14 protein-coding genes are annotated in these 15,978 nt (G+C 74.8%); 6 read left to right on the plus strand and 8 right to left on the minus strand.

What is annotated here, in order from left to right:
• Positions 1-471, plus strand: a 471-nt coding sequence (locus tag ACN6LD_RS27020) for a jacalin-like lectin (RefSeq protein WP_319198164.1), incomplete at its 5' end; no start/stop codon positions are given.
• Between the two features lie 340 nt (positions 472-811).
• On the opposite strand, the gene ACN6LD_RS27025 is transcribed toward ACN6LD_RS27020, so the two are convergent.
• The 5 genes from ACN6LD_RS27025 to ACN6LD_RS27045 form a co-directional block, all read right to left on the minus strand.
• Complete coding sequence (locus ACN6LD_RS27025; RefSeq protein WP_445044533.1) at positions 812-2,365, minus strand: FAD-dependent oxidoreductase; 1,554 nt, start codon at positions 2,363-2,365, stop codon at positions 812-814.
• Complete coding sequence (locus ACN6LD_RS27030) at positions 2,362-3,093, minus strand: methyltransferase domain-containing protein (protein ID WP_445044534.1); 732 nt, start codon at positions 3,091-3,093, stop codon at positions 2,362-2,364. Before ACN6LD_RS27030 ends, ACN6LD_RS27025 begins: the two co-directional genes overlap by 4 nt.
• Before the next feature lie 46 nt (positions 3,094-3,139).
• Complete coding sequence (locus tag ACN6LD_RS27035) at positions 3,140-4,333, minus strand: lycopene cyclase family protein (protein WP_445044535.1); 1,194 nt, start codon at positions 4,331-4,333, stop codon at positions 3,140-3,142.
• Positions 4,334-4,743: 410 nt separating this feature from the next.
• On the minus strand, positions 4,744-5,163 hold the full coding sequence (locus ACN6LD_RS27040; RefSeq protein WP_445044536.1) for a hypothetical protein: 420 nt from the start codon (positions 5,161-5,163) through the stop codon (positions 4,744-4,746).
• Between the two features lie 182 nt (positions 5,164-5,345).
• On the minus strand, positions 5,346-5,981 hold the full coding sequence (locus ACN6LD_RS27045; RefSeq protein ID WP_319191469.1) for a sigma-70 family RNA polymerase sigma factor: 636 nt from the start codon (positions 5,979-5,981) through the stop codon (positions 5,346-5,348).
• Between the two features lie 408 nt (positions 5,982-6,389).
• On the opposite strand from ACN6LD_RS27045, the gene ACN6LD_RS27050 reads away from it, so the two are divergent.
• From ACN6LD_RS27050 to ACN6LD_RS27065, 4 genes are read left to right on the plus strand one after another with little or no spacing between them, the layout of a single operon-like run.
• Positions 6,390-7,649 carry a polyprenyl synthetase family protein gene (locus ACN6LD_RS27050; RefSeq protein ID WP_445044562.1) on the plus strand — a complete coding sequence of 420 codons (1,260 nt, stop codon included), beginning with the start codon at positions 6,390-6,392 and terminating at the stop codon, positions 7,647-7,649.
• Positions 7,646-9,226 (plus strand): phytoene desaturase, encoded by a 1,581-nt coding sequence (locus ACN6LD_RS27055; RefSeq protein WP_445044537.1) that lies wholly within the window; start codon positions 7,646-7,648, stop codon positions 9,224-9,226. The genes ACN6LD_RS27050 and ACN6LD_RS27055 overlap by 4 nt, the downstream gene beginning before the upstream one ends.
• Positions 9,223-10,260: a phytoene/squalene synthase family protein gene (locus tag ACN6LD_RS27060; protein ID WP_319191464.1), complete on the plus strand. Its 1,038-nt coding sequence runs from the start codon at positions 9,223-9,225 to the stop codon at positions 10,258-10,260. The genes ACN6LD_RS27055 and ACN6LD_RS27060 overlap by 4 nt, the downstream gene beginning before the upstream one ends.
• Positions 10,257-11,345, plus strand: coding sequence for a DUF5914 domain-containing protein (locus ACN6LD_RS27065; RefSeq protein ID WP_445044538.1), 1,089 nt, complete (start codon positions 10,257-10,259; stop codon positions 11,343-11,345). The genes ACN6LD_RS27060 and ACN6LD_RS27065 overlap by 4 nt, the downstream gene beginning before the upstream one ends.
• Before the next feature lie 37 nt (positions 11,346-11,382).
• Here ACN6LD_RS27065 and ACN6LD_RS27070 read toward each other — a convergent pair whose 3' ends face one another.
• The 3 genes from ACN6LD_RS27070 to ACN6LD_RS27080 all read right to left on the minus strand — a co-directional run bounded on the left by ACN6LD_RS27070 (position 11,383) and on the right by ACN6LD_RS27080 (position 14,528).
• The gene (locus ACN6LD_RS27070; protein WP_445044539.1) at positions 11,383-12,459 is read right to left on the minus strand and encodes a cobalamin B12-binding domain-containing protein; all 1,077 of its coding nucleotides are present in this window, start codon (positions 12,457-12,459) and stop codon (positions 11,383-11,385) included.
• On the minus strand, positions 12,456-14,090 hold the full coding sequence (locus ACN6LD_RS27075; protein WP_445044540.1) for a SpoIIE family protein phosphatase: 1,635 nt from the start codon (positions 14,088-14,090) through the stop codon (positions 12,456-12,458). Before ACN6LD_RS27075 ends, ACN6LD_RS27070 begins: the two co-directional genes overlap by 4 nt.
• 213 nt (positions 14,091-14,303) lie before the next feature.
• Complete coding sequence (locus ACN6LD_RS27080; RefSeq protein WP_319191457.1) at positions 14,304-14,528, minus strand: hypothetical protein; 225 nt, start codon at positions 14,526-14,528, stop codon at positions 14,304-14,306.
• A 247-nt stretch (positions 14,529-14,775) separates the two neighbouring features.
• Between ACN6LD_RS27080 and ACN6LD_RS27085 the strand changes: the two genes are divergently transcribed.
• Entirely contained in the window at positions 14,776-15,927 is a 1,152-nt protein-coding gene (locus ACN6LD_RS27085) for an ABC transporter substrate-binding protein (protein ID WP_445044541.1), read from the plus strand.
• The last annotated feature ends 51 nt before the right edge of the window (positions 15,928-15,978 follow it).

Here is a 15,978-nt window from a genome sequence, read left to right on the forward strand (position 1 = left end):
CACGACCCCGTCGCCGTCGGATTCTCCTGGTCGCGCAACCCCGCCTACCAGCTCAGCGACCAGTTCGGCGGACCCCACGGCGACTACTACAACGACATCACCCGGGTCCCGGCCGGCGCCCGCGCCACCACCGTCGCCCTGCGGGCCGGCGCCCGCGTCGACCAGGTGAGCCTCACCCTCGCGGGCGGCACCGTACTCACCCACGGCGGCAGCGGCGGCACCGCCGCCTCCCTGACGCTGGGCGGCGACGAATACCTCACCACCGCCTACCTGTGCCAGGGCCAGAAGGACGGCCACACCAGGATCTTCTACGCCAGGTTCACCACCAACCTCGGCCGCACACTCGCCGGCGGGACCACGACCTCCACATGCGTCACCCGCACCGCGCCCACCGGCCGGCAGATAGCCGGGTTCCACGGACGGTCCGGCGACGCGGTCGACAAGATCGGATTCGTCTACACCCGGCGTTGAGCCGACCGCCGACGACGGCGGGCGCCCAAATCGTCCAGACGACGGACACCGACGCGGACAGCCGGCTGTGGCAGACGGTGACCTTGGACTGATTCCCTCCGTGCGGGCCGCCCTCCTCTCAGCCGTCCCGGCGCGCTGCTCGGGCGGACCGAGCAAGGCGAGGGCCTGAGGACGGTGCCGGCGCGAGGGGGGCCTGCACCGTCCCTGTGTCACAGAGGAACTCCTCAAGGGCCGCCATCGCAACCCGCCTCCGCGCCGGGCCCCTCACCCCCCTCCCGGGCAGTCGATGCGAAGCGAACCGTGCGGGTCGCCGTGAGCGGCGCCCGTCACGACCCCGGCCTCAGCCCAGTCGGGCGAGCCGCCTCAGCAGTGCGCCGCGGCCCCGGTCCGGCACCGTCCACAGGGTCTGGCCGCTGACGCCCCAGCGTTCCAGCAGCGCGTTGGCGGCGAGGAAGCCACTCGTGGCGGCGCGTTCCATGAGCGCCACCGGCAGTTCCGTGCGCACGAGGTCGCCGGCCACCACCAGGCCCGGGTCGCAGGTGCGCACCGTGGGCCGGTCGTCGTAACCGCCGACCGGGAACAGGGGGCAGTCGGACCGCCACTCGTGCCGTTCGTCGACCACCCTCGCCGCTCGCGTCTCCGGATACACCCGGTGCAGTTGCTCCACCAGGCGCTTCTGTTCCACGTCGTGGGCCGGGCGCTCGGGCAGGGCATAGGCGTGCAGTTCGACGACCGAGCCGCCGGTGCGGGCGGCCCAGCGCGCGGCCTCGCCCTCCCAGCGTTCCAGCACGCTGACGTTGTCGAGGCTCCCGTAGCCGCTGGTCCCGAGGAATCCCGGTCGGTCGGCGGCGACCGGGCGGTCCAGCCACAGGCGTGAGACGAGGAAGGGCGGCGCGGTGCGCAGCCTGGTCGTCCGCTCACGCCAGTCGGCGTCCGCCAACTGTGGGGAACGCGCGACGAGGGACCGCAGGCCCGCCGCGTCCAGGGCCAGCACGGTGGTGTCGTAGCGCCGCTGCGCGGCGTCGGCGGCGACGAGGAAGCCGCCGTCCGCGGTCGGCTCGACCGCCTCGACACGGACGCCGGTGCGCAGGTCGACGCCGTGACCGCGCAGATAGCCGGCGAGAGGATCCCAGAGAGACGCGGGGAAAGGCTCGTCCGGCACGTCGAACAGCAGGCCCTCCGACGAGCCGAGGAAGTAGATGTGGAACATCAGCACCATCTCCGCCGCCGAGAGATGGCGGGGGTCGGCGAAGAAGCTCCGGGAGAAGACCTCGAACGCGAGGTGGTGGGCCGCCTCGGGAAAGCGGATCGACCGGAGGAAGTCGTGGGCGCTGACGTCGTCCAGCCGCGCGTAGACCTCGGGGACGCGCACGTCCAGGAGGGGCAGTGCGGCGACGGGGTTCATGCGGGCGAGGTCGCGCAGTCCGAAGGTCGGGCTGAGGGCCACGAATCCGAGAGCGCTCCAGGGCGGGGTGCGCGGGACGTGCCGGAAGCTGTCGTGCACGCCGCTGCCGTGCCGCAGGGGGTAGTCGGGCAGCCCGCGCAGACGTTCCAGCCCCGGATCGGTGCGGCGCAGCAGTCCGCGCAGGTTGTAGTACTGCCGGAAGAAGGCGTGGAAGCCCCGGCTCATGGTGACTTCGCTGCCGTCGGCGAGGACGGTGGGCCGGCCGGCGAGACGTCCTCCCAGGGCGTCCTCGCGTTCGTAGAGCGTGACTCGCACACCCCGTTCGGCCAGGGCCGTCGCGGCGGCCAGTCCGGCGATGCCGCCGCCCACGACCGCGGTCGTGGGACGACGGGCGCCGGTGAGGCAGGGTGCGCCGGGGGCGGGGAGCAGGGTGCGGGCGCGCCGGTCCCTGCCGCGGCGGGGCGCGGTCGACCGCGGGGAGCAGGTCATCGGGCGTTCTCCGCGCCGGCGTGCGGGCGGCGGGCGACGACGGTGTGGGTGACGCCGGTCTGCCAGCCCGGCAGGGGCAGCACCCGCACGTCGCGCAGGCCCGCCGCACGGACCCGGGCGGCGAAGCGGTCCGCGGTGTCGAACTCCACGACACTGCGCCACAGATGGCGGTACAGGCCGCCGTCGCCCAGCACGGTGGCGACGGGCAGGACGATGCCGCGGCACACGCCCGTCCACACCGCGCGGTGAACGCTGCGGCCGCTCAGGGTGTACTCGTGGACCGCGAGCCGGCCCCCCGGCGCGAGCACGTCGTGCACCGACGAGAGCACGGCGTCGGAATCGGTGACGTTGCGGAAGAGATAGGCCGCGAAGACCGCGTCGAAGGGGCCGTGCACGCCTGCCGCGGCCAGCCGCTCGGCAGGGGCGCGCACGAACGTCACCCCGCTCCGCCACGGTTTGCCGACGGCGCGCTCCAGCATGCCGGCCGACGCGTCCACGGCGGTGATCTCGGCGCCGGGCAGGACGGCGGCAAGGGCGGCCGTGGAGGCCCCCGTGCCGCAGCCGAGGTCCAGCACGCGAAGCCCGGCGCCGCCGTCGGGCAGGCCGAGACGGCGTGCCGAGCGGCGCAGGTGGCCGTGGTAGCCGGGGTTGGCGGCGACCAGGGCGTCGTAGCTGCGGGAAGCGTGGTCGAACGCGGCGGCCAGGTCCTCGTCGCGCAGCAGGGTCATACGGTCTCCTCGGTCGGGTGCACGGAACTGCTTGTGTGCCGGCGGGTCATGGTCCGTGACGGGGCGTGCGGGGAAGCCAGGGGAGCTCGGCCGCGCTGCGGAGCATCGGCAGGACGGGGGTGCGGATGCCGACGGAGAGGTCCTCGTGCAGACGGGTCTCGCCGTCGAGGAAGCGCAGCAGCCGTCGCATCGGCACCTGCGCGAAGAGCCGGGCGAAGAACGCGGCGCCGTCCACGCGGCCGCTGTCCAGTGCCCGCAGCATCACCGCGTCCATGGCGCGCGAGCGGGCCGAGTGGGCGGGCGGGGGCAGCGGGTGGCGGCCCGCGCGCAGGGCGTCGGCGACGGCCCGCGTCTGACGCTGGACGGCGGAGAACGTGTACCCCGTGGACGGCCGGGTGGCGCCGCCCGCCGCGCCGATGCGGAAGACCGAGGGCGACGCCCGGCGGGCGAAGCGGGCGTCGGTCATGGGGATGACGCCCGTCTCGGTCGCGGTGACCTCGAAGCCGCCGAGACACAGCACGTCGTCGGCGTACCGGCGCAGCGCCTCCTCGTAGGCATGCTCGGGGAGGACGGCGTGGGAGAACTGGGTGTACTCCACGAGTGCCCGGTGGCGATCGGTGGGCAGCAGGTAGCCGAAGGCGAGACCCTGCGGCGGCTGAGGCACCCGGAAGTCCATGAGCAGCGCCGTGCCGGGGTCGAACACCGGGCGGTCGGTGCGCACGAACCAGCCGCGGAAGTGCTGCAGCAGGGTGGTGCGGGCCGCCGGGAGGCGGGCGAGCGGCCGGGAGTCGAACACCCAGCGGGCGTGCACGGTGACGGGGCGGCCGTCGTCGGTGCGCGCGAGGATCTCGGCTCCGTCTGCGTCGCCGCGCACCGTCTCGACGGCCGCCTCCAGCCGTCGCACGTCGTCGCTGTGGGCCAGGGCGTGGCCGACATGGCGTTCGAAGTCGTCGGAGCGCAGCATCTTGTAGCGGAGCGGGGCGATGTCGTCCTCGGACGACCGGCCGGTGGGGTCGTGTACGCGCAGCCGACGCCATTCGGCGGTCACGGCGTCGTCGTAGCGCCCGTCACCCGCTTCCCAGTAGCACCAGGTGCGCCGCGGCGGACGGAGGGGGCCGGGCGGGGCGTCCAGCAGCACCGTGGACACCGGCCTGCCCTGCCGGGCAGGGTGCGAGAGGCGGTGGGCGAGGGACAGTCCGGCTGCTCCCGCGCCCAGGATGGCCACCTCTGCGTGCAGCACGAGCCGCTCCCTCCGTCCGGCGCTCCCACCGGCGGCCGCGTCCGCGGCCGGTGATCTGTCAGAAGCATTCACCCGGGGAGGCCTCGGCGGATGCAGGCTCCGCCGGGTTGTCGGCCGTGTGGGTCCCGCCTGCCCGATCCGAAGGGTGACGAGGCACGGGACGCCCGGGGCACGAGGCAGGGGCAGGGAGACAGGGAAAGAGGCAGGGGCAGAAGCGCCGAGGGGCCTCTGAGACAGGGCGTGGAGGGCAGGGCACGGGGGCTGGGCACGGGCCACGAGGGCAGGGAGCAGAACGGCAGAGGGGATGGCCTGGGGGCGGAGCGCGGCGGAGGAGCCGCTCGGCAGCTCGGCGGAGGAGCCGCTCAGGGACTCGGCGGAGGAGCCGCTCAGGGTCTCGGCGGAGGAGCCGCTCAGGGACTCGGCTTGCGCCGCCGGACCGGCCGGAGTCGGGTGAGGCGCCGGACCACGGCCTTCGTCGCTCCGAACGAGCACTGCCACACCTGTCGGCAGGCTCGCCGGAGGGAGCTGACGGGCGACGGCGGGAGGAGGGGCGGGGGCCGGAGCGGCGGCCCCGGCCGTCGGCGGTCGGCCTCGAGATGGGCCCGCACGGTCGCCCACACCCGGGCGGGGGGCGGGTGCAGCGTCTCGCCCGGACGGTGGAGGCGGCCGGCCGCGGCAGCGCGTTCGTAGGCGGTGAGCCGTTCGCGGCAGATGTGACACAGGCTCAGGTGCCGTGCGGCGCCGGCGCCCCAGACCGCACGCTCGCCGTCCAGGGCGTGAGCGGCCAGTTCGGCGGAGGGAATGTGGGGCAGCGCCCGCCGCTCGGCCACGCCGACGCCTCCTCCCTGCGGCCGCTCTGCGGTCGCCTCGTCACCTCTACCGGGGGACGGGGCACGGCGGATGCATCGCGGACGCATCCTCGGCGCGGTGACCTGCCGGGCCGACCGGGCCGCAACGGCGCCCAGGGGGCAGCGCGGAGGCCGTCCGCCGGTCGCGTCGCTTGTGCATCGGATCACTCGGCGTGGTCGGCGAGGTCGTGGACGCCGCTTTCCCGGAGACAGCGGCTGAGCCGGTGCAGACCGCGCCTGGCGTGGCTCTTGACCGTGCCCAGGGGCCAGCCGGTGAGTGCGGCGATCTGCGGCTGCGTCAGGTCGTCGTAGAAGGCGAGCGTGAGCACACGTCGCTGGGCGGCGGGCAGTCTGGCGAGCTCGCTGCCGACGAGGACCCGGTCGAGCACGGCCTCGGGCTGCGCGTCGTGGTCCACGGACCCGACCGACATGCGCGCCCCTGCCGCGGCCACCAGCTCGGCGCGTCGTGTGCGGGCCGACAGGGCGTCGGCGATCTTGCGGCGGGTGATCCCGACGAGCCACGCCCCCAGCGCGCCCCGCTCCGGAGCGAACCCGGCACGCCCCCGCCAGGCGGCCAGGAACACCGTCTGGGTGACGTCCTCCGCTTCCCGGGCGTCCGCGAGGGAGCGCAGCGCGAGGGTGTGCACCAGTGCGCCCCACCGGTGGTAGACGGCGGCCAGACACGCCTCGTCGCCGTCGACGAAGCCCGCCGCGAGTTCCTCGTCGGCCAGGGAGTCCTCCGTCGGGGCCCGCAGCGGGACGTTGCCGGCGGTCTGCTCGGTGACTGGGCGTGCAGTCATGACGCTGCTCCTCGTGCGGGCGGTGACCATGCCGTCTCGGGCGGATGCGCGCAGGAAGTCCCCGTACGTGGGCTCCCCTGCCGACGCTTCGGTCGCGGACGGCGATCGCGGCTCCCTCACCATGCGAAGCGCGCACGAGGCGCGACAACTCGCATCGTCTGTGCATCGGTTTGAAGCCCGCTTCAGGTGCGGAGTCGTCGCTCGATCGCCCTTTCGAGCGAGAACCGACCGCACGTTCTCCCCCGATGGCGCATCCGTGGCGGCCCCGGCTGCGGAAGGAATGACGTCAGACCCGAAGCGACCGTGGCGAGAGGAACCGGGATGCGTCCCACCGAGGCGAAGGATCTTCCCGTGCCCGAGAAGGCACCCGATCCTCGGACCGAGCCCCCGCCGAGCGGCCGCCCCCGCATGGCGGACGGCCGCCGCTCCCGAGGCAGCCGCCCACAGGACCCGCCCGACCGGCCGGACGCGAACCGCCCCGATGCCGTCGACGCGGTCGACGCCGATGTGCCCGCGGCCGTGGGGCGCGTCCTCGACGCCCTCCTGGCCGAACGGGTGGAGCACGCCGCCGCCCTCGACCCGGTGTTCGGCCGTGACCTCGCCGAACGCGTCGCGCGGTGCACCCTGGAGGGGGGCAAGCGCATGCGCCCCCAGTTCGTGTGGTGGGCGCTGCGCGCCTGCGGCGGCGGAGCCGGGGAGGCGGAGGCCGCCCTGCGCGTCGGGGCCGCCCTCGAACTGATCCAGACCTGCGCCCTCGTCCACGACGACGTCATGGACGGCTCCCGGCTGCGCCGCGGACGGCTCGCCCTGCACGCGGACGTCACCGCCCAGTACGCCGACGCCGTGCCCGCCGACCGCTCCCGGGGCTTCGGCGAAGCCGCGGCGATCCTCGCCGGGGACCTGGCCCTGGCCTGGGCCGACGACACCGTCGCGGCCGTCGACGCGCCCCCGGACACGGCCCGCGTCGTGCGCGACCTGTGGAGCACGATGCGCACGGAGATGGTGGCCGGGCAGTACCTGGACATCCAGGGTCAGGCGACCTCCTCGGTGTCCCTGGCCAGGGCCGTCCGCGCCGCCTGCCTCAAGAGCGCGCTGTACTCGGTCGAACGCCCGCTGGCGCTCGGCGCCGCCCTGGCGGGAGCGGACGCCGCGCAGAGCGCGGCCCTGTGCTCGGCGGGCCGGTGCGTCGGCATCGCGTTCCAGCTGCGCGACGACCTGGCCGACGCCTTCGGCGACCCTCGGCGCACCGGCAAACCCGCGGGCGGCGACATCCGGACGGGCAAGCCCACCTATCTGGTGGCGGTGGCGCAGGCCCGTGCCGAGTCGACGGGCGACCGCCGCGGCGCCGCCGTGCTGCGGCGCGCCCTCGGCCGCGCCGACCTCTCCGAGAGCGGTCTCGCCGAGGTCCGTGACGTGCTGGTGTCCACCGGCGCCCGTGATCTCGTCGAGGCGAAGATCGACCGGCTGGTCGCCCAGGGGATGCGCCACCTGGACTCCGTGGTCCTGGAGCCGCAGGGCCGCAGGCGCCTACGACGGCTGCTGCACGCCTCGGCCGGCACGGCGCCCGCCCACACCCCCACCCCCGCATCCGGAGCGTGCGGAGCGGAGGACGGCGGCCTGCCGCTCTCCCTCCTCCTCTCCGCCGGCGCCGACGGAGTCCTGCGATGACCAGAACCGTTCCCGGACCCACGGATCACGTCGTGGTGATCGGCGCCGGGCTCTCCGGCCTGGCGGCCACGCTGCACCTGCTCGGCGCGGGCCGCCGGGTCACCCTGCTCGAACGCGACACGCTGCCCGGAGGCCGCGCCGGACGCCTGGAGCGCGCCGGCTACCGCATCGACACCGGGCCCACCGTGCTGACCATGCCCGACCTCGCCGACGAGGCGTTCGCAGCGGTCGGCGAGAACCTGCGCGACCGCGTCGACCTCATTCCCCTGCACCCCGCGTACCGGGCGCTGTTCGCCGACGGCAGCGGCCTCGACGTGCACACCGACCCGCAGGCGATGGAAGCGGAGGTCGAGCGCTTCGCGGGCGCGGCGGAAGCCGCGGGGTACCGACGGCTGCGCGCGTGGCTGGAGCGGTTGTACCGGGCTCAGATGCGGCGCTTCATCGACGCCAACTTCGACTCACCCTTCCAGCTGCTGACCCCGGACCTGGCCCGGCTCGCCGCCCTCGGCGGATTCGGACGGCTGGACGCGAGGATCGGCCGTCACCTGCGCGACGAACGGCTGCGCCGCGTCTTCTCCTTCCAGGCGCTGTACGCCGGAGTCACGCCGGCCCGCGCCCTGGCCGCGTACGCCGTCATCGCCTACATGGACACCGTCGCCGGCGTGTACTTCCCCCGCGGGGGGATGCACGCCCTGCCGCAGGCCATGGCGGACGCCGCCGCGAAGGCGGGCGCAGATCTGCGGTTCGGCCAGGAGGTCACCCGGCTGGAACGCTCCGCCGGCCGAATCACCGCCGTCGTCACCGGCCAGGACCGCATCGCCTGCGACGCCGTCGTCCTGACCCCGGAGCTGCCCGTCTCCTACGCGCTCCTCGGCCGCACACCGCACCGCCCCCTGGAGATCCGGCACGCGCCGTCGGCCGTCGTCCTGCACGCCGGAACCGACCGCACCTGGCCCGGACTCGCCCACCACACCCTGTCGTTCGGAGCGCGGTGGCACCGCACCTTCGACGAACTCACCCGCGAGGGGCGACTGATGAGCGACCCGTCGCTGCTCGTCACCCGTCCCACCGCCACCGACCCGACGCTCGCCCCGCCCGGCCGCCACCTCCACTACGTCCTGGCCCCCTGCCCGAACACCGACATCGGGCCGGACGCCGCCGCCTGGAGCGACCTCGCACCGCGGTATCGCGACAGCGTCCTGCGGGAACTCGAACGGCGCGGGCTCCACGGCATCGCCGACGCCGTGGAGGAGGAAGTCCTCGTCACTCCCGCCGACTGGACGGCCCAGGGACACGCGGCCGGCACGCCGTTCTCGGCCGCCCACACCTTCGCGCAGACCGGCCCGTTCCGGCCGCGCAACCTCGTCCGCGGCACCGACAACGCCGTGCTGGCGGGCTGCGGCACCACCCCGGGGGTCGGCGTCCCCACCGTGCTGCTGTCCGGCAAGCTCGCCGCGGCGCGGATCACCGGCCGGCACACGCGGCCCGCACCGCGGCGCGGGCGCACCCCGTCGGCGACGGCGAGCACCCCGGCCGTGTCGCCCGTGTCGCCCCTGCAGGAAGGAGCGAGCCCGTGACCGCCCGGGAACTCGACGCGGCGCGCATCACCGAACCGGCGCTGCGCGCGGCCTACGCACAGTGCCGCCGGCTCAACGCCCGGCACGGCAGGACGTACTTCCTCGCCACCCGGCTGCTCCCCGTGGAACGCCGTCCCGCCGTCCACGCCCTCTACGGCTTCGCCCGCTGGGCCGACGACATCGTCGACTCACTGGAGCCCGGGGTCCCCGTCCATCGCCGCGCGGCCGACCTCACCCGCCTGCAGGAGCGCCTGCACCGCGGGCTCCGGGACGGCCACAGCACCGAGCCGGTGGTCCTCGCGCTCGCCGACACGGCGCGGCGTTACGCCATCGACCACCGGCACTTCCACGACTTCATGGCCTCCATGCGCAGCGACCTGGAGGTCACCGACTACCCGACCTACGCCGACCTGCGCGCCTACATGCACGGTTCGGCCGCGGTGATCGGGCTGCAGATGCTGCCGATCCTGGGCACCGTGGTCCCCCGCGAGGAAGCGGCCCCGCACGCCGCGGCCCTGGGGGTCGCCTTCCAGCTGAGCAACTTCCTGCGCGACGCGGGCGAGGACCTCGACCGCGGGCGGGTCTACCTGCCCGCCGATCTGCTGTCCGCGCACGGCGTGGACCGCGAGCTGCTGCACTGGAGCCGGAGCACCGGCCGCCGCGACCCGCGGATCCGCGCGGCCCTCGAGGCCTTCGCGCACCTGACCCGCGGCGTCTACCGCGAGGCGGCGCCGGGAATCGCCATGCTGGACCCGGTGTCCCGTCCCTGCATCCGCACCGCCTTCGTTCTGTACGGCGGCATCCTGGACGCCGTCGCCGACGACGGCTACACGGTGCTGCACCGCCGTGCCGTGGTCCCGCGGCGACGGCGCGCCGCGGTGGCCGCCGACGGGCTGGTGCGTCTGCTCGCCGCCCGCGCCGCAGCCCGCGCCGGCCGCCGGACGGCGCTTCCCCCGTTGTCCGCGTCCGCCGGACGACGGCCCGCGGCGTCCGGGAGCGCCGCGGTGGAGCCCCTTCACGAGGAGGTCGTGTGAGCCCTGACCGTCCCCCGCGCCGCGGACGTCTTCCGTTGTCGCTGCGCAGGCGTCCGGTCGCCTGGGAGCGACAGCGTCCGACCTGGCGCGAGGCCCGTCCGGCGGTGATCGCCCAGGCGCTCGAGCGTGCGCAGGCCCGTCCGTCGGGCAACTGGTACGTCGTGGGCGCGAGCCGGGACGTGGGCGACGATCGGCCCCTGGCCCGCACGATCGCCGGGCAGGAGATCGTCGTCTGGCGCGACGCCTCGGGCCGGCTCGTCGCCGGGCCGGGAATCTGCCCGCACCTGGGGGCGCCGCTGCGCGACAGCCCCGTGCGGTGCGGCGCCCTGGTCTGCCACTGGCACGGACTCGCCCTGCGCGGCGGGCCGTTCGCGGGCTGGGACCCCCTGCCCGCACACGACGACGGCGTGCTGGTGTGGGTGCGCCTGGACGACGTGGGCGGCGAGCCTCCTCTCGAAGCGCCGGTGGTGCCGGCCAGGCCCGCACCGGCGGGCGCGGTGTCGGCGGTCTACGTCGGCGTCGGCACGTGCGAGCCTGAGGACGTCGTGGCCAACCGGCTGGATCCGTGGCACGGCGCCTGGTTCCACCCCTATTCCTTCGTCGACCTGACCGTCGTCGACGCTCCCGCGACGCAGGCACGGAGCACGGCGGAGACTCGGGGCACGGCGAAGGCGCACGGGACGGCGCAGGCGTACGCGGAGGGGGACGACGCGGAGGGGGACGACGCTTTCACCGTCGACGTCTCGTTCAAGCTCGCCGGCCGGCTGGTGGTGCCCGTCCGTGCGGTGTTCACCGCGCCCGAGCCGCGCACCGTCGTCATGCGCATCACCGAGGGCGAGGGCCTGGGTTCGGTGGTGGAGACCCACGCGACGCCGCTCGGGCACGACGACCGGGGCAGGCCGCGCACGGCGGTGGTGGAGGCCGTCGTGGCCGCGTCGGACCGCCCCGGCTTCGGCGTGGCGCGCGCGTTGTCGCCGCTGCTGCGTCCGCTCGTGCGTGCCGCCGCCGGACGACTGTGGCGTGACGACCTGGCCTACGCGGAGCGGCGCTGGCACCTGCGCTCGACGGGGCGTTTCCCCGGCTGAGCCGGTCCCGTCCCTGTTCTCGTGGTTCTCGTGGTTCTCATTTCCGTTCCCGTTGGGCGGGCGTCGCGGGCAGGGCGTCGACGGCCTTGCAGAGGAAGGTGAGAGCGCGGGGGAAGTCGTGCAGGCGCTCGGCCAGGACGCCGAGCCCGAGGCGCAGGCTGTGGGCGGGCACCCCGCGGGCGGTGAGGATGCCGGCGCTCCACGTGGTGAACGTCGTGAACAGGTCGGCGTCGTCGACGTAGAGGGCGGTGGCCAGGAAGTCGACGATGCGGGCGAGCTCTTCCGCGGTGCGTTCACGCTGGGCGGGCGTGCAGGACCTCATGGCGGGCCGGCGCTCGTCCAGGTCGGACACGCACTGCCGGACCAGGGTGGGCCGGCTGCCCTTGACGAGGGTGTACTCCTGGTCGGCGAGGTGGGAGAGGTCGTGGGTCCGGTGGCGCCGGTCCGTCCTCGGCGGGGTGAGGCCCCGGGCGAGGCGGTCCGCGGCGGAGCGGGCGTCGGGGGCCCAGACGTCGGCCCGGACGAGGCGGGCGTAGCGGCCGTCGGGGCCGAACGCCGCGCCGCCGACCATGACGGGGACGCCGAGGGACTGCACGGCGGTCACCGCCCTGTGCGCGGCGGGCAGATGGGTGGGGATCGAGGCCGACAGCAGCACGGCGACGGGGTTGGTCCGGTGCACGTGCGCGACGAGACGCGGGGTGGGGGTGCGGGCGCCGAGGAAGTCCACCTGCCAGCCCCTCCGGACGAGCACTTCGGCGAGCAGCCGGGCGGGGAGGAAGTGCCACTCGCCGTCGACGCAGGCCACCGTGATCCGCCCCCGATCGCACGGCCCGGACGGCACGGGGCGGCGGGCGAGGACGGCGACGACCCGGTCGGCGATCGCGCTGGCGGCGTGCTCCTCGGCCACGCTGATCCGGTCGGCGGCCCACTCCGCTCCCACGCGATGCTGCACCCCGGCGACGACGTCCAGCAACAGCGTCTCCTCGTCCGCTCCCGCGTCGGCCGCCGCGGTCACCATCCGCACGGCGGCCGACTCGTCCCTGTCGATCACGGCGGCCCAGAGCCGGGCCGACAGCGCCGTGAGGTCCGTGCCGGTTCCGGCGGCCGCCGTCACCGCCGCGCTCGGCGCGCAGGTCGGTCCCGGCGCCCCTCGACGACGCGGCCCGTGCCGTCGCCGACGGCGGAGTTGGTGATCGCGAGGGTGGCCAGGTCGTCGTGGCTGCCGTCGCCGAGCCACTGCGCGGCCAGCATCTGCACCCGCTCCACCACCGCCCCGGCGGGCATCCGCGCGCATTCCCGCAGGGCCCCCTGCAGCCGGGCCTCGCCGTAGAGCTGGTCGCCGAGCGGCCCGCCGCGGGCCTCGGTGACGCCGTCCGTGTACAGCAGGCACGTCTCCCCCGGCGCCAGGACCACGTCCGCACTGCGCGCGGTGATCTCGGGCAGCGCGCCCACCAGCGTTCCGCCGGTGTCGGCCTCCTCGACCCGGCCGTCGCCGCGAATGATCAGCGGCGGCAGATGCCCGGCGCTGGTCAGCCGCAGTTCCACCTGATCCGCCCGGCGGCGCACGGAGGCCAGCACCAGCGTCGCGAACCGCGTGTGGTGGGAGTCGAGGAGCGCGTTGTTGAGGAGGGTGAGGACCTGCCCGTGGTCGCCGGACAGCGGCAGGAGCGCATGCAGCACACTGCGGATCTTCCCGGTCAGCACGGCGGCTTCCAGACCCTTGCCGGCCACGTCGCCGAGGACGACGAACGTCTCCTTCGACGGGTCCGCGCCGGGATGGACGTCGTAGAAGTCACCGCCGACGAGCTCGTGGTCCTGCGACGCCCGGAAGGCGCCCGCGTACTCCACGCCGTGCACCCGTTCCAGCCGCGGGGGCAGCAACTCCCGCAGCAGTGTGGCCGTGATGGTCGCCTGCTCCGCGTACAGACGCGCCGCGGACAGGGCCGCGCCGGCCCGCGCGGCGAACAGCCCGGCGAAGACCTCCTCGCCGTCGGTGAACGCACGCCGGGTGCTGGAGCGCAGCAGTATCAGCACTCCGGCCGGGACCCCATGCCCAGGCAGCGGCGTGATGATCACCGATCCGATCGGGCCGTCGAAACCGGGCGGAAGAACCCACTCCGGCAGGCCGTCCGGGTCGATCCAGCGGGTGGGCACGGGCGGGAAGCCCTGCAACGCCTCCGCGAGTCCGGGCACCGCCGCCGTCTCGACCTGCGCCACCGCCCGGGAGAGCGCGCCGCCCGCCCGCGCATACGTCAGCGAGTGGCGGCGTCCTCGGGCCGGGGCGACGATGACCGCCGCGTCGGCCAGATGATCGGCGGCCATCCTCGCCGTCACCTCCGTGCAGCGGTCCACGTTCAGCGACGACGACAGCGCGCCGGAGATGTCGGCGAGCAGTGACGTGCGCTCGCGTTCGCTGTGCAGCGCCCGCTGCGCCGAGCGGAGATCGGTGTCCTCGACCAGCCACCACACCACGTTCCCGCCCTCGCCGGGCGAGGGATGGGCCGCGAAGGTGCGGTCCGCGACGGCGCCGGACACTGCGCCGGACGGGGTTCCGGTCGCCCGCAGGCTGCCGTGCGCCGTCGCGAGCCAGTGCGGCAGGCCGCCCTCCGTGAAGTCGTCGCCGGCGCGGTGGGAGAACAGGCTGCGGGCCGCGCGGTTCGCTTCGACCACGGCACCGCCGTCGTCGACGACGAGCACGGGGCAGGGGGCGCTCCATGCGGCGCCCATGGCGACGCCGTGCGGCATCTCGGAGATATTCGGAGAAGCGGTCACGAGTGGGGGAACGCGGCGCGCACCCCACCGCCTCTCCGCCGATCAGAAAAGGTTGTCATCCGGCAACCATCCCTCATCGTCCGGTCCCGTGCAACGCCCGGCGTGATTCCTCACGACTTCACCACCTCGACGTACGCCCTCCCGTGCGGCCACGAGCCCGCGGGCGAGGGCGTCCGGGCCTCGCCGTCAGGCGGCGGACCACTGATGGGGCCCGCCTCCCCGCCATTCCACCCATCGTGCGTCGTCGAGCACGCCGTCCGGGTCGGCGACGCCGGCCGCTTCGAGGAACACGGTCAGATCGTGGTCCGAGTAGGCCGTGCCGAGGATCTCGTCCCGCCCGCCGGTGTGCACGGTCACCCGCCGGCCGCCCGACGGGGACGGCCGGTGGACGACGATCGGAGCACCGGCCACCCCTCCAGCGTGCCTCCCGGCCGGCGCCGGAGCCAGTCCGCGGCGGCGGGTGTCGACGCGCGGACGGTCGCGGCGGTCGGGCCCGCGACGGGCGGTCCGTTCAACCGTTCGGTTGACACCGGGTTCCGTCTTCCGGCGCGCCGGTCGATGCGAACGGACGACGCGAGACGGCGTCGGACCCGCCCACACTGGCAGGGCCCAGGCGCCGGGTTCCCCACCCCACCCCCCTCAGAGAGGCCTTTTCAGCGTGTCCAGTTTTCTCAGCAGACGACATGTCCTCGCCACCGGCGCCGGCGCCGCTCTCGGTCTCGGCACGGCGGGCGCGAACGCAGCCCCGGCGGCCGCCGCCCCCACCGCCTCCCGACGCCCGGCCGGAGCCGGGGCCGAGGAGAACAGGACGCTCGACGAGCTGTACCGGGCCGCCGTCGCGGAAGGCGGCCGGCTCGTGGTCTACGCCGGCGGCGACACCCCCACCCAGCAGGACGCCACGAAGGCCGCCTTCCGCAGCCGCTTCCCGGACATCGACCTGACGCTCGTCGTCGACTACAGCAAGTACCACGACGTCCGCCTCGACAACCAGTTCGCGACCGACAGCGTCGTGCCGGACGTCATGCAGCTCCAGACCCTCCAGGACTTCACGCGCTGGAAGGACCAGGGCCGTCTGCTCCACTACCGGCCCGCGGGCTTCTCCCGGGTGTACGACGGCTTCAAGGACCCCGAGGGCGCGTGGGTGGCCGTCGGCGCGCTCGCCTTCAGCTTCATGTACGGCTCGGCGGCGGTCGGCTCCCACCCGCCCCGCACTCCGCTCGACCTGGTCGACCCCCGGTGGAAGGGGCGGATCGCCTCCTCGTACCCGCACGACGACGACGCGGTGCTGTACCTGTACTCCCTGTACGTGCGGAAGTACGGCTGGGAGTGGGCGGCGAAGCTCGCCGCCCAGGACGTGCGCTTCGCCCGGGGCAGCCACTCGCCCGGGCAGGCCGTGTCCGCCGGCGAGAAGGCGATCGGCATAGGCGGCGCGGGAACGCTGACCGCTCCGCCGTCCTCACCGGTCCGATTCGTCGTCGCCGACGGTCATCCGTTCATGTCGTGGGGGCAGCGCCTGGCGATCCTCCGGCAGGCCGCCCATCCCACGGCCGCCAAGCTGTTCCTCAACTGGCAGCTGTCGCCGGAGGTGCAGAACCGCTCCTTCAACGGCTGGTCCGTACGCACCGACGTGACCCCGCCCAGCGGTCTGAAGCCGATCTGGGAGTACCCGAACGGCAACCTGGACGGGTTCCCCCGCTTCATGGCGGACCGGGCCCAGGTCGAACGCTGGAAGCAGACCTTCGCCCTGTACTTCGGCGAGGTCCAGGGCGAGCCGACGCCCGGCCGGCTGGGGCTGCACCCGGGGGCATGACGCGCGGCGGGGGGCCGCCGGTGCGCCGGAGAGACGACCGGCGGCCGGCGG

This window comes from Streptomyces sp. SAS_272, assembly GCF_052543235.1.